Annotated in this window: 13 protein-coding genes; 7 read left to right on the forward strand and 6 right to left on the reverse strand. The window is 63.5% G+C overall.

Translation table 11 applies throughout. From position 1 onward, the window contains the following. Positions 1-163: 163 nt before the first annotated feature. On the reverse strand, positions 164-1,840 hold the full coding sequence (locus DM826_RS04290) for an acyl-CoA mutase large subunit family protein (RefSeq protein WP_120101849.1): 1,677 nt from the start codon (positions 1,838-1,840) through the stop codon (positions 164-166). 125 nt (positions 1,841-1,965) lie between these two features. Between DM826_RS04290 and DM826_RS04295 the strand changes: the two genes are divergently transcribed. The 7 genes from DM826_RS04295 to DM826_RS04325 all read left to right on the forward strand — a co-directional run bounded on the left by DM826_RS04295 (position 1,966) and on the right by DM826_RS04325 (position 5,694). Then, on the forward strand, positions 1,966-2,376 hold the full coding sequence (locus DM826_RS04295) for a nascent polypeptide-associated complex protein (RefSeq protein WP_120101851.1): 411 nt from the start codon (positions 1,966-1,968) through the stop codon (positions 2,374-2,376). Then, positions 2,373-3,098 carry a tRNA (adenine-N1)-methyltransferase gene (locus tag DM826_RS04300; RefSeq protein ID WP_120101853.1) on the forward strand — a complete coding sequence of 242 codons (726 nt, stop codon included), beginning with the start codon at positions 2,373-2,375 and terminating at the stop codon, positions 3,096-3,098. The genes DM826_RS04295 and DM826_RS04300 overlap by 4 nt, the downstream gene beginning before the upstream one ends. Positions 3,099-3,142: 44 nt before the next feature. After that, on the forward strand, positions 3,143-3,358 hold the full coding sequence (locus DM826_RS04305) for a hypothetical protein (protein ID WP_120101855.1): 216 nt from the start codon (positions 3,143-3,145) through the stop codon (positions 3,356-3,358). A gap of 5 nt (positions 3,359-3,363) precedes the next feature. After that, positions 3,364-3,780, forward strand: a complete 417-nt coding sequence (locus DM826_RS04310) for a hypothetical protein (protein WP_120101857.1) — start codon at positions 3,364-3,366, stop codon at positions 3,778-3,780. 120 nt (positions 3,781-3,900) lie between these two features. Beyond that, on the forward strand, positions 3,901-4,245 hold the full coding sequence (trxA, locus tag DM826_RS04315; RefSeq protein ID WP_120101859.1) for a thioredoxin: 345 nt from the start codon (positions 3,901-3,903) through the stop codon (positions 4,243-4,245). Positions 4,246-4,309: 64 nt separating this feature from the next. After that, complete coding sequence (locus tag DM826_RS04320) at positions 4,310-5,419, forward strand: aminotransferase class V-fold PLP-dependent enzyme (protein ID WP_120101861.1); 1,110 nt, start codon at positions 4,310-4,312, stop codon at positions 5,417-5,419. Further along, positions 5,419-5,694, forward strand: a complete 276-nt coding sequence (locus DM826_RS04325) for a hypothetical protein (RefSeq protein WP_120101863.1) — start codon at positions 5,419-5,421, stop codon at positions 5,692-5,694. The genes DM826_RS04320 and DM826_RS04325 overlap by 1 nt, the downstream gene beginning before the upstream one ends. A 12-nt stretch (positions 5,695-5,706) precedes the next feature. On the opposite strand, the gene DM826_RS04330 is transcribed toward DM826_RS04325, so the two are convergent. The 5 genes from DM826_RS04330 to DM826_RS04350 all read right to left on the reverse strand — a co-directional run bounded on the left by DM826_RS04330 (position 5,707) and on the right by DM826_RS04350 (position 13,429). Continuing rightward, positions 5,707-6,420: a DUF1641 domain-containing protein gene (locus DM826_RS04330; RefSeq protein WP_120101865.1), complete on the reverse strand. Its 714-nt coding sequence runs from the start codon at positions 6,418-6,420 to the stop codon at positions 5,707-5,709. Between the two features lies 1 nt (position 6,421). Continuing rightward, a complete protein-coding gene (locus tag DM826_RS04335; RefSeq protein ID WP_120101867.1) occupies positions 6,422-7,567 on the reverse strand; it encodes an NAD(P)/FAD-dependent oxidoreductase in 1,146 nt (381 codons plus the stop codon). Then, positions 7,564-7,803, reverse strand: coding sequence for a sulfurtransferase TusA family protein (locus DM826_RS04340; protein WP_120102041.1), 240 nt, complete (start codon positions 7,801-7,803; stop codon positions 7,564-7,566). The genes DM826_RS04335 and DM826_RS04340 overlap by 4 nt, the downstream gene beginning before the upstream one ends. 133 nt (positions 7,804-7,936) lie before the next feature. Further along, positions 7,937-10,987: an FAD-binding and (Fe-S)-binding domain-containing protein gene (locus DM826_RS04345; RefSeq protein WP_120101869.1), complete on the reverse strand. Its 3,051-nt coding sequence runs from the start codon at positions 10,985-10,987 to the stop codon at positions 7,937-7,939. 72 nt (positions 10,988-11,059) lie between these two features. Further along, a complete protein-coding gene (locus DM826_RS04350; RefSeq protein WP_120101871.1) occupies positions 11,060-13,429 on the reverse strand; it encodes a PAS domain-containing sensor histidine kinase in 2,370 nt (789 codons plus the stop codon). Between the last annotated feature and the right edge of the window lie 68 nt (positions 13,430-13,497).

Below are 13,497 nucleotides of genomic sequence, written 5' to 3' on the forward strand. Positions count from 1 at the left end.
ATAAAACACGACTAATAGTTGAATAAGCGATACAAATGTCTTTCTTTTCGGAAAAATAGTATTCGTTACTGTACAGAAATTCGTATACCGTAATCGTCGTTTGTGTTTGTGGAGTTGGTGGCTGACGCGGCTGGCCACCCGGTGTCGAAACCGATCGGTGTCATCAGACGCCGGGTTGGTATTCGCCAAACTCCTCGCGGAACACGTCACAGATCTCTTGGACGGTCGCGTAGGCTTTCACCGCCTCGATCACCGGCGGCAACACGTTGTCGTCGCCGGCTGCCGCCGCGGCCACCGCATCGAGTGCCTCGTCGACAGCGTCGTCGTCGCGCTCGGCCTTCACCTCCTCTAGCTGCTCGATCTGTCGTTGTTCGTCTTCCTCGTCGACGGATTCGAGATCCATCTCGGGGTCATCATCGACCTCGAACTCGTTGACGCCGACGATGATCCGCTCGCCCGCCTCGATCTCCTGTTGACGCTCGAAGGCGACATCCTGGATCTCCTGTTGGATGTAGCCCGCATCCACCGCCCGCAACATCCCGCCGCGGTCGTCGATGTCGTCGATGATCTCGCGGGCCTCGGCTTCGACCTCATCGGTCAGCGATTCGACGTAGTAGCTGCCGGCCAGCGGGTCGATCGTGTCGGCGACGCCGGATTCGTGGGCGAGGATCTGCTGGGTACGGAGCGCGGTTCGCACCGACTGCTCGGTCGGCAGCGAGAGGGCCTCATCCTTCCCATTCGTATGCAGGCTCTGTGTCCCACCCAGCACCGCCGCGAGCGCCTGATAGCCGACACGAACGACGTTGTTCTCGATCTGTTGGGCTGTCAGCGTCGAGCCGCCGGTCTGGGTGTGGAATTTTAGCTGTTTGGATTTTGGATTCTCAGCCCCAAATCGCTCGTCCATGATCCGCGCCCACAGCCGGCGGGCCGCCCGGAACTTGGCGACCTCCTCGAAGATGTTGTTGTGAGCGTTGAAAAAGAAAGAGAGCTGCGGCGCGAACTCGTCGACGTCCTGGCCGGCGTCGATGGCGGCCTCGACGTACTCGATCCCGTTGGCGAGCGTGAAGGCGATTTCTTGGGCCGCAGTCGACCCCGCCTCCCGAATGTGATAGCCTGAAATCGAGATCGTGTTGAAATTTGGCACCGCCTCGGCCGCGAATTCGAAGGTATCTGTGATCAACCGCATCGACGGCTCCGGCGGGTAGATGAAGAGGTTGCGAGCGATATACTCCTTCATGATGTCGTTTTGAATCGTCCCGCGCAACTCCGAGCGGTCAACGCCCTGCTTGTCGCCGACGGCGATATACATCGCCAGCAGCACGACTGCGGGGGCGTTGATTGTCATGCTCGTCGAGACCTCGTCGAGCGGAATCCCATCAAAAACGGTCTCGAAATCCGCGAGCGTGTCGATGGCGACGCCGGCCTTGCCGACCTCGCCGGCGGCCATCGCCGCGTCGGAATCGTAGCCCATCTGCGTCGGGAGATCGAACGCCATCGAGAGCCCCGAGGAGCCTTGGTCGATCAGGTAGTTGAACCGCTCGTTGGTTTCGCTTGCGGTGCCCATCCCCGCGTACTGCCGCATCGTCCACAGCCGCCCGCGGTGCATCGTGGAGTAGACGCCGCGCGTGTATGGTTCCTCGCCCGGAAAGCCGATATCGTCCTCGTAGTCGAGGTCAGCAATGTCGTCGGGTGTATAGAGCCGCTTGACCGCCTGGCCACCGGTGTCGGTGGTGAACGTCTCCTCGCGCTCGCCGAACCGATCCAGCGTCGGGCCGGCCGTCTCGGCCTCCCAGTCGGCTTTCGCCTCGCGGATCGCTTCGAGATCGTCCTCATCAAACATGCCTCGACAGAGACGGCGACCCCTGTTAAAATCCGTTGGCGACGCGATGAGATCCCAGTGGCACGCATGCCCTCCTGGCAGCCCGCTTCGCCATGCTTTTGCTGCCGCCACCAGAAGGGCGAGGCATGTTTGGAGGCGGCGGTATGAATCCGCGGAAGATGCAACAGATGATGGAACAGATGGGGATCGACGTGACCGAGATCGACGCTGAGTCGGTCACGATCACGACGAACGACGGCGAACAACTCGTCTTTGAGGCCCCGGAGATCACCCGAATGGACGCCCAGGGAACCCAAACCTACCAGATCGTCGGCGAACCCGACCGACAGGAAGCCTCGGGTGCGGCCGGTGCCGTCGAAAGCGGTAACGCCGGCAGCGACGCCGGCGACGATAGTGGTGGCGAGGCTGACGACGAGATCCCCGAATCCGATATCAAGCTCGTCGCCTCTCAGACCGGCGTCTCGCCCAGCGAGGCCCGAGAGGCACTTGAAGCCGAGGACGGCGAACCTGCCGCAGCGATCAGCCGCCTGGAGTGATCCTCCTCGTTCACGGCGACCGAGAGTATCTCCGGGAACCGGGCGACGAACTCCACACCGACCTCGGCGTCGTCGAGATCCCCGAAGACGTGGAATCTGGTGACACGCTGGAGACGCATCTCGGTGAGGCGTTCCGCGCCCGCGAACTCCGCGGCCCCGACCTGTTCAACCATCTCGAACGCACCGGCGCGCCGATGATGCCGCGAGATATCGGCCTCGTGATCGGCCATACGGGCGCGTCAGCCGGCGACCGCGTGCTCGACGCCGGCACCGGAACTGGTATTCTCGCTGCGTATCTCGGCCGGCTCGGAGCCGAGGTGACGACCTACGAGCAGGACGCCGAGTTCGCCGAGGTTGCCCGCGACAACATGGCTGTCGCTGGCGTCGACGACACCGTTGAGGTACGCACTGGCGACATCACCGAGGAAATCGATGTGCTTGCCGACGGCGAGCCGTTCGACCTCCTGACGCTCGATACCGAGGATGCTCCCGAAGTCGTTGCCGACGCGGCTGATCTGCTCGCCTACGGCGGCTATCTTGCCGTCTACTCACCGTTCGTCGAGAACTCACGGGCGAGCGTCGAGGCTGCCGAGGCGGCTGGACTGGCTGATATCGAGACCGTCGAGACGATCCAGCGGGAACTCACCGTCGACGACCGGGGGACGCGGCCCTCGACGGCCGGCGTCGGCCACACGGGCTATCTGACATTCGCCCGGCGGTGATCGCCGGAAGCACTATGCCGTTGCCGACCGTGTATAGGGATACAATGGCATCCGATGATACCGAGATCGACGAGACGCGAACGTGGCCGGAACTGGCGATCGGACTCTACGAGCGACTGACGGGCCGCGGCGCCGAGATCGCCTACGAGTTCGAGGACATGCAGGTCGATGTGCCCGATCGGGTTGGCGACGATGCAAACCACGCTCGCTGGCGGCTTGATGGGACGCTGACGATCCGAACAAGCGAAAACGACGAGTAACGAGTGTGACCGACGCCGAGTCAGGATCGGCCCCCGAGCAACTCGTCGTGGGGGTGGATCTGACCCTCCAGTCCGACCGCGCGGACGTGTCGATCACGACCGCCGACGGCATGCTTGTCGTCGATGTCGACAGCCTCGGCGGGCTGTTCGCCCTATACGACCTCCAGCAAAACGTCACCGCAACAGCCGGCCACTGGCTTCCCGAGACGGACGAACTCCCGGACGAGACACCCCTGGTGTTCAACTCACCGGCCGTCATCCGGGTTCGTGAACGGGTGGTTGCTACCTACGTTCCGGATGGCACCGGCGGCCTGCTGGCTCGTGTGTCGTCGCTGTCGATGATACGGCTTTCTCCGCGGGGATTGGTCGGCGCGGTTGCCGCCGAAGCGGCCGCCCGCCTTCGCGGCTGGCTCGGCACGTAACCGACACCCTTCGCGGCATCGCGCCTTTTATACAGAATGCGTCATTGCTAATCATATGTGTTGTAGTATTGTGGCAATAGCCCAAAACAGTTTTACGTCGATAGCTCCTATCCTGTGGTGATGAGTTCACAATCCGATGCTGCGCCAGCCGAACCGATTCACCTGACCGACGCCGACGAGTACGCCGATATCGTCTCGCGGTATGATACCGTTCTCGTCGATTTCTACGCTGACTGGTGTGGCCCCTGTCAGATGATGGAGCCGACGATCGAGGCCCTCGCCGAGGACACCGCGGCGGCGGTACTCAAGGTCGATGTCGACCAGTTCCAAGCGTTGGCGAGCCAACACGGCGTCCAGGGCATCCCGACGCTGTTGGTCTATGCTGACGGCGAGCAGGCCGAGCGCATGGTCGGTGCCCAAACCGGCGACGCGCTCGAAAATACCATCACTGGCTACACGGTCTAACCACCGTGGGGGTGAGCTGTCTCGGCCGCGACGATTTTCCGTCCGCTCCCCGGAGTGGTAAGCAATGACACCGCGAGAGCTCCGTGCCGACGTGCCGGGGTTACAGGAGTCGGCGTATCTCAACTTCGGGGCCCACGGGCCGAGCCCGGAGTATGTTGTTGAGGCGGTCAGCGACGCCGTCGCCGACCACGAGTTCAACTCCGGCACCGACGACCCCTACACGACCGCCTTTGCGGGCTACGACCGCGCCCGCGAGCGCGTCGCCGAGTTCATCCGGGCCGAGCCCGAGGAGGTCGCCCTCACCGAAAGCACGACCGACGGGATCAACCGGATCGCCACCGCAATCGACTTCGACCCCGGCGACGTGGTCGTCCGCACCGACCTGGAACATCCGGCCGGCACGCTGCCGTGGCAACAACTCGAAGCGCAGGGTGTCGAGGTGCGCGTCGTCGAGACCACCGACGGCCGCGTCGATATCGACGCCTACACCGAGGCCGTCGCCGACGCGCGGCTCGTCTGTTTCAGCGCGGTGACGTGGACACATGGCACACAACTGCCTGTTGCCGAGCTGGTCGATATCGCCGCCGAGGCCGGCGCGTTCACCCTCGTCGATGCGGTGCAGGTGCCTGGCGAGCTCCCGATGGACGTTCAGGAGTGGGGGGCTGATGCTGTGGCCGCGGCGGGCCACAAATGGCTGCTCGGGCCGTGGGGGTCGGGCTTTCTCTATGTAGACCGAGAAGTCGCCGACACCATGGTACCGGGCGCGGTCGGCTACCGCAGCGTCACCGAGCCGACGGCCGCCGAGTTGACCTACGAACCCGGCGCGAAACGCTTCGAGATCGGCACCACCTCGCCGGGCCCCCACGCCGGCCTGATCGAGGCGATCGATGCCATCGAATCGGTCGGCGTCGAGCGGATCGCCGATCGGATCGAGACGCTAACTGACCGACTGAAAGCCGGCATCGACGACGAGGCCCTGTTGAGCCCACAGGCCCACGAATCTGGGCTGGTGTCGATCGCCGTCGACGATCCCGAGGCAACCGTCGAGCGGTTCGCCGAGGAGGGGATCGTCATCCGGTCGCTGCCACACCCCGATGCGATCCGCGTGTCGGTGCATGCGGTTTCGACGGCCGCCGAAATCGATTCAGTGCTCGCGGCCCTAGAGACAGTATAATGGCTGCCGAAACGCGCGTCTGGCTCGTCGAGCGCACCTACTCGGATGACGAACAGAACCTGATCATCCTCACGTACGCCACGCCCGACGGCCGACAGGATTTCCGCAAAGAGCGCGCGCTGACGAGTTTCAGCGGCGACCACCGCGAGACGCCGGTCAGTCTCACGGTGCCGGCTGACAACCTCGGTGTCGTTGACGACCCCGACACCCGCGAACGCTACGAAACCGAAGCGACGCGGATGGCCGCGGAGTACGACGCCGACGACGCGCTGTAACCGCTGTCCGGCTTACGTGTCTTCTTTGTCTTGCTGTTGGCCGAGAGCTTTGGCAACCGCAAACAGATAGCCCAAGCCCTGTTTGATCTCCGGGTCGCGGAACCCCCTTGCGAGTCCGATCGCCCCGACAGACGAGGTATCGGCCTGTTCAGCCGCGCCGACGCTGTCGAGGAGGGATTTGAGCCCCTCGCGGGTGTCGTCGTCGCTGGCGGTGTCGGCAAGCTCCCCGAGTGAGGAGCCGGTGCCGGCCAGCGAGACAACCATCTCATCGGTCAGTGCCGCGTTGGCGAGCCCGGCGACGTTGCCAAGCTCGGCGAGATCATCGAGCGTGCCGTCTCGCTGTAGCTCCAACACCGTCTCCAGCGCGTCGGTGAGGTCGTCGCCGTTTTCGCCGACTGTTTCGGCCAGTCTGATGGTTTCATCGGTCGCAACGCCGTCGGCGGAGGCTGCCAACGTCTCGGCGGTGCCGGTGAGTTCGACGACCATCTCGTCGGTCATCGCGGCCTCACCGAGGGTGACGACATCGAGCAGTTCGTTAACTGCATCGAGTCGCCGGACGAAGTCGGCTACCGCCTCGGGGTTCTCTGCGATAGCGGCTTCCAGTGCTTCATCGTCGCTGACACCGTCGGTATCGACGTTGATGGCGTCATCAGCATCGTCGCTGCTGGCCTCATCGGCCTCGCCGTTGTCGTCGACGGTAGCCGACTCTGTCTCGGCGTCGCTCATCTCAGATCAACCCCCGTGCGGTGAGCCAGTAGGATTCGTTGTAGGCGAGCTTCGACCAGTGAATCGACTGTGATGGCGCGATCGGTGACGGCGGGTTCTGGTAGTCGAACTCGACGAAGGAGGCCGAATCCATCCCCGTCTCAATGAAGCAGATCGTCTTGCCGTCGTATGCCGCTGTCGGTACTTGGCCGCGTACCTCGCTGGCAAGTCGCTGTCCGATTGTGCCAGCCTGGTAGTGGGCGACGCTCCCAGCTTTCGGAACGCCGGTTGCGGCCGCATCGCCAAGCGCGTAGACGTCCTCGGCGTGTTCGGCCTCCAGCGTGTGTTTGTCGACATCGACCCAGCCGCGGTCGCCGAGCCCGGCATCCTCGATGATGTCGACCCCACGGTGGGGTGGGATCGCCACCAGCAGGTCGTAGTCGAGCTCGGTTCCCTCCATGGACGTGAGTACGCCCTCATCCGGCTCGACCGATTCGGCGTTGAAGAACGTCTCAATGGTGATGTCGCGTTCTTCGAGCAGCGGCCGGGCCCATTCGGCGATCTGGGCGTTGCCGTGGACGCGCTGGATCGGGTAGGTGTAGGTGATCTCGATGTCCTCTCGAAGCCCGCGTTTGCGGAACCAGTCGTCGGTCATAAACGAGAACTCCAGCGGCGCGGCCGGGCACATGTGCGGGCTGCCGATGACGCTCAACACGAGGTGGCCTTCGGTGAACGACAGCAGTTCCTCGCGGAGTGCCAGCGAGCCGTCCTCGCTGTAGAAGTCGTGGCCGCCCTCCTGCAGGCCGGGTACCTCGTCGGACGCCAGCGTCGAGCCGGTGCCGACAACGAGGTGGTCGTAGCCGATGGGCGTTGCGTCCGTGGTCGTCTGGAGCTGCTTGGCGTCGGTATCGATCTCGGTGACTCGGGTGTCTTCGATCTCGATGCGGTTGTCGATCAGTTCTCGGAGTGGTCGCCGCCCGTCGGCCGGCTCACGCTTGCCGAACGGGACGTATAGCCAGACGGGCTTGTAGACGTGATCTGGGCCGTCGTTGAGGAGTCGGACGCGTACCTCGCCGGCATCGATCTCGTCGTCGAGTCGCTCCGCAAGGTCGTTGGCAAGCACGGCCCCACCGGTACCGCCGCCGATGATGACGATGTCGTCGGTCATGCTTTCTCCACGTAGAACGCCGTGTAGTCGTCGTGCTCTTCGATCTCGTGTAGCGTGTTGCCGGCCTCCTCGACCCACTCGGGCACGTCGGTGCGTGACTGCTCGGCGTCGCTGAGGAGTCGCACGACATCGCCCGATTCCCCGTCGCGGATCGCGCCGATCAGATCCATCAGCGGGCCGGGACAGGTCGCGCCGCGTGCATCGACGGTCGTGGTCGGTTCGATAGATGTACTCATCGTTACACCTACACCTTTGATCTCCATCGTATTAATATTGTGCGTCCATTCCAAAACAATGAAAAACCGACTGTTGCAGATAATATCACACAGGTGTCTCTCTCGGTGACGACCAGAAGCGACCGACAGCAGTCTACTGGAGCGCGTCAGCGACCTTCTCGATGGGGTGTGGCGGTTTGCCGTCGTACCGGTCAGTGTCACCGAGTTGTGAGCGACAGGAGGTACCCGGCGCGACGACTGTGTTGCCCGGCGAGTCGTCGACGGCGTCGAACAACAGGCGGCCGATCGCCTGGCTCATCGAGTAGTGTTCGGCCTCGTAGCCGAAAGAGCCGGCCATCCCACAGCAGGTGGTATCGAGAACGTCGACCTCGTAACCTGCTCGCCGGAGCACGCCGACCGCGTGGTGCTCTCGGCTGGCGGCAGTCTGGTGGCAGTGGCCGTGATACGACAGGGTCTCCTCGCCCGCCGTGTCGATGGCCTCGTCCAGCCGGAAGGTGTCGATATACTCTAACACGCTGTAGGTGTTGTCGGCGACGGCCTCGACCGCATCGCCGGACAGCAGATCGAGATAATCTTCCTGATACATCACCGCGTCGCTGGGTTCGACGCTGACAAGCTCCCAGCCGTCGGCGACACGGTCGGCTAACACCTCGACGTTGGCCTCGGCGGTCGCTTTCGACTGCTCAAGCAGCCCCTTCGAGTGCGCCGGTCGCCCGCTGTCAGTCACCTCGTCGGCGATGGCGACATGGACGCCGGCGGCTTCGAGCACTTGAACCGCGGCTTTGCCCACGTCGGGCTGGGTGTAGTTCGTGTAGGGATCGGCGATCAGCAAGGCCTTGTGGTCGGCCTCGCGTTCGCTGACAGCTGGCGTTCGGTTTCGATCCCACTCTTGTAGGGTGGTGCGGCTGAACGTCGGTAGCTCGCGCTCGCGGGCGATGCCGAGCGTCTTCTCGGCGAGCAGGCCGCTGCCGGGAAGCTTCGTCGCCAGGTTCGACAGCGGGGCAAACGTGCTCCCGAGGCTGTACAGCGTTTCGACGTTGGCGAAGAGTTTGTCGCGGAGGCCGACGCCCTCGCGCTGATGGCGTTCGTGAGCAACCTCGGTTTTCAGCTTCGCCATATCGACGCCGCTGGGGCAGTCTCGCTTACAGCCCTTACAGCCAATACAGAGATCCAGCACCTCGTGGCTGAACTCATCGGTAAATACGTCGTCAGGGAGCTCGCCGCTCATCGCCCGCCGGAGCATGTTCGCGCGGCCACGAGTCGAGGTGATCTCTTCGTTTTCTGTCGCCCGGTAGGTTGGGCACATGACGCCGCCTGTGGTATCCTGATGGCCGGTACAGCCTGCACAGCCGTGACAGAGTTCGGCCATCCCCTGAAACCCATTTTCGTTGTCCCAGTTGAGCGTTGGCTCAAAATCGGCATCAAACTCGTAGTCAGCGTCATATCGAAGATTTTCGGTCGGGTCGGCGTCGCCGCTGACGTTGCCGGGGTTGAGCAGGTCGTCGGGATCGAAGGCGGCTTTGAGTCGCTGGAACAACGACCAGATCTCGTCGCCGTAGAGCTTCTCGTTCCATGTCGTCCGCGCGCGGCCGTCGCCGTGTTCGCCCGACACCGAGCCGCCGTACTCGATGACGAGATCGGTCACGTCGTCGCAGATCTCGTACATCGTTTCGATGCCGTCGTCGGCTTTGAGATCCAGCAGCGGGCGGATGTGGAGCACACCGGGACCAGCGTGGGCGTAGTAGGAGGCGAAGGTGTCGTACTCCTCGAAGAGCGTCTGGATGTCGGCGACGTATTCGGGGAGGTTCTCGGCAGGAACCGCGGTGTCTTCGATGAACGGCCAGTGTTTCGCGTCGCTCGTCCGCGACAACAAAATGGGGAGGCCGGCCTTCCGCATCTTCCAGAATTTGGTCTGGCGGTCGGCGTCGTAGGCTTCCAGGGCGTCGACAGCGTAGGTCTCGTCGGTCGTCGTCGATCCTGCGTCGTCGCTGGGCGCGACCGCCGCAGCAACGCCCGGCAGGCGGTCAGCGAGTAGGTCGGCGACTTTCTGTTTCCCGTCAGCAACCGAATCGGCATAGAACTCGACGAGCAGCGTCGAATCTGTGCCGTCGGGGAGAATATCGACCACATCGGCAAACTCCGGGCGGTCGGCAGCGAGATCGAGGAAGACGTCGTCCATTACTTCAACGGCCGCGGGGTCGTGTTCGAGGATCGGAGCTACGTCCTCCATCGCGTCGAGCACGTCGTCGTAGGTCAGCATGACGACTGCCGTCTCGTTGGGAATCGGCTCCAGCGAGACGGTCGCCTCGGTGACGATGCCGAGCGTGCCTTCGCTGCCGGCCAGCAGGCGACCAACGTTAACCGCGCCGTGTTCCTCGGCGTCGGCGATCAGTTTGTCGAGATTGTACCCCGAGACGTTGCGCATGAGATCCGGGTAGCGAGACTCGATCTCATCGCGGTGATTACGGAGAATGTCGCTGACGACGGCGTAGACTTGGTCTTCGATGCTCGGGTCGTCGTCGCTCGCGGCGGCCTCGGCGCGGTCGTGGAGGGCGTCAACCTCCATCCAGTCGAATGTTGTTACCGTGCCATCGGCCAGCACGACCTCGCAGGCTTCGAGATAGCCGTCGGCCTTCTCGTATTTCAGCGAGTGCGCGCCGGTGGAGTTGTTGCCGATACAGCCGCCCAGCACGCTCTTGTCGCCCCACGCGGGATCTGGAGCGTATTTGAGGCCGTGGGATTCCAGTTTGTCGTTCAGCCGGGCGAGCGTGATCCCCGGCTGTGCGGTCACAGTTTCGGCGTCGGGATCGATGTCGACGACGCCGTCCATCTGCTTTTTAAAATCGAGGACGACAGCCTCGTTGACGGTTTGACCGGCGAGGCTGGTGCCGCCGCCGCGGGGGAGCACCGGGATGTCGTTGTCGGCGCAGTACGTCATGACCGCCTGCACGTCGGCCGTCGAGGTCGGGACGACGACGCCGATCGGGAGTTGGTGGTACGCGCTGGCGTCGGTCGCATACAGGTTTCGGGTGTAGCTGTCGAAGCGAACCTCACCATCGACGAGGGCATCGAGGTCGGCGACGAGGCCCGGGTCGTCGATCTCACTGCTCCGGTAGTCGTAGTTGCTTCGCGGATCGGCGGCTGGCTCCGGCCGCGACCGCTTGGACGGCGTTGGTTTGCTCATGGGTTGTTGGCTGGGAATTGGGAAACCGGATGAATGAATCTATGGTTGGCAGGCGTGGTGAGAGCGCCGTCGCTATGCGCGCTGTAGGGTGATCTGTGCGATCGTCCCGCCGTCGATATCGACAGCAAACACACCGTCGGAGTAGGTGACGATCCGGTCGATGAGCCAGAGGCCGACGCCGCTGGCGTGGCTGAGCGTGGATTCATCCGCTTGGTCGATGACCGCAAGCTCGTTTGTCGGGATCCCCGGGCCGTCGTCGGCGACGGTGATCTGTACCTCGTCGTCGGCTGTGGCTGTCACCCGGATCTCCCCGCCATCCTGCACCGCGTGTTCCAGTGCGTTCTCGATGAGGTGGGTGATCGCTGTCGGGAGCTTTGGATGCGCAATGACGGCTGCCGTGGTGTCGATATCGACGACGAGATCCACGTCGGCTGGTGGGTCAGGGGCCGCCGTGATCGCGTCGTCGATGACCGTCTCGACCGGGAGCTCCCGGCGGTCATTCCGGCTTTGGACGACCGATCGCATCGTCCGGGCGTTTTCGGCGGTCGCCTCAAGCCCCTCGGCGTGGGCCAATATGCGGTCGGTGAATGCGGCGTCATCACAGGCCTCGGCGAGCTGTTGGGTTCGGGATTTGATCACACTGAGATCCGTCCGTAGATTGTGCCGGAGCACGCGGTCGATGACGGCCTCCAGGAGCTCGAGATCTCGTCGGTTCTCGATCAGCTCGATCGCTGTTTCAAGGCTTGAGGCCAGCGTTTCGGCGATCTTTTGATCAGCAGTCGTAATGTTCTGCGGGCGCATCGCCGCCGGGATCAACACGCCGAACTCGCCGATCGGCGTGATCGCCTCAGAGCGGATCACGCTGTCTTCGTTGTAGGCCTCTGGGTGCTCCCGCACATCCGAGACCAGCCGCGTTTCACCCGCCTCGTAGGCTTTCCAGGCGATACTGTTTCCGGGTTCGAACGTCGGATGCGTCCCGATAAGCTCCGCGGCGCGTCCGGTCGCGCCGATCGGTTCGAGTCGATCCGTGGCGGGGTCGGCTCGCCAGATCCCCGCGGTCGGGAAGTTGGTCGCTGTCGGGAGTTGATCGACGACTCTCTCGACCATCTCATCGACGCTGGCGGCGGTGACAGCGTCTTGGGTGATCGACTGGATCGCCTCAAGGCTCTGGACGCGTTCTGTCCGGGTCAACGCGATGCGACCGAAGGCCGCCAGCAGTTGCCCCAACTGTCGGGCCGTTTCGTCGAAGCTCTCCGGTCGGTCGTCGCCGACGATGACGACGCCGTGATCGCCCAGCGGCAGCAACAGCACACTTTCGATCGTCTCGTCGTCACAGCGGAGCGTCGTGTCGGCATCGGACAGCGCGTCGATCCGATGGGGTGTCCCATCGTACGTTGCCCACAGCGGCGAGTCGCCGTCCGGGTCGGTATCGACAAATATCGGCTCCGTTGCGGTTGTTGCTGCCGGCTGTAGTGTGTCGGTACCGCGGTCGTAACGGTGAATCTCGGCGACCGCCACATCGAGTACCGATACCATTGTTGCCACCGTTCGGTCGCAGGCTGTCGCCTGATCCTCGCTGGTCAGGATCGCCGCTGACTCCTCGGAGAGTGATGCTAACGTCCGCTGGCGGCGTCGTTCCTCGGTGATATCGACATACAGCAGGAAGATTTCCTGGCCTTGTGGCGTCCGCACCGGCACGCCGCGCAGGAGAAACTCGCCCGTTCCGGTTGGTGTCTGTCGGCGCACCGCCTCGGTTACTGGATGGCCATCCCGTAGGCGTGATTCGATCTCGATCAGCCGGTCGGGGTCGCTGTCAGGGGCCGGGTCGGTTGGATCAATCCCGTCGGCTGGGGCTGTCGGCTGGCCGAACGTCGCTGTGAATGCCGCGTTCGTGCGGCCGATCTCACAGCCCGTTTCGCTGACAACGACGGTGACCATCGGCTCGTCGATCGTCGTGAACAGGGCCTCAAACCGCCGGCGTGCATCGCTTAGCGTCGTTTTGACCTGCTTGGTGCTGCAGGCTGTTGCCAGCTGTTCGTTGAGCGGCGTTACCCCCGTTAGCATCGCGTCATCGAGCGGCTCGCCACGCCGAGCGAGTAACAGCACGCCGAACTCAGGCAGGTCAAACAGCCAGTAGTATCCATCGTCGTCGACCGTTCCGGTGATCGGCAGCGACGCCCGGTGCTCCTCGTCGGTGGCAGCCCACCCAGCCAGCCGCTTTTCGGCGGCGTCATACAGCGGGTCGTCCGTTCCGACGGCCGCATCCGGGTCGACGAGCCGATACTCGTCCGTGTCGTGCCGCTCGAAGACCGCGCCGACCGAACAGTCGAGGTGGTCTAGATACGCGTCCAGTGCGGTCACCGCTGTTGCTTCGAGTGTCTCCTCGGGGGTGATCGCAAGCGACAGCGCGTACAGCGTCTCGATCCGTTGGTGGCTATCCATTCGTGACTTCGAGTGATATCGACGACGGAATTGTCTCGCTTAGTTGTCAGTCAGCGATAATACATCGT

The sequence above is a fragment of the Halonotius aquaticus genome (assembly GCF_003605575.1).
GTDB lineage: Archaea > Halobacteriota > Halobacteria > Halobacteriales > Haloferacaceae > Halonotius > Halonotius aquaticus.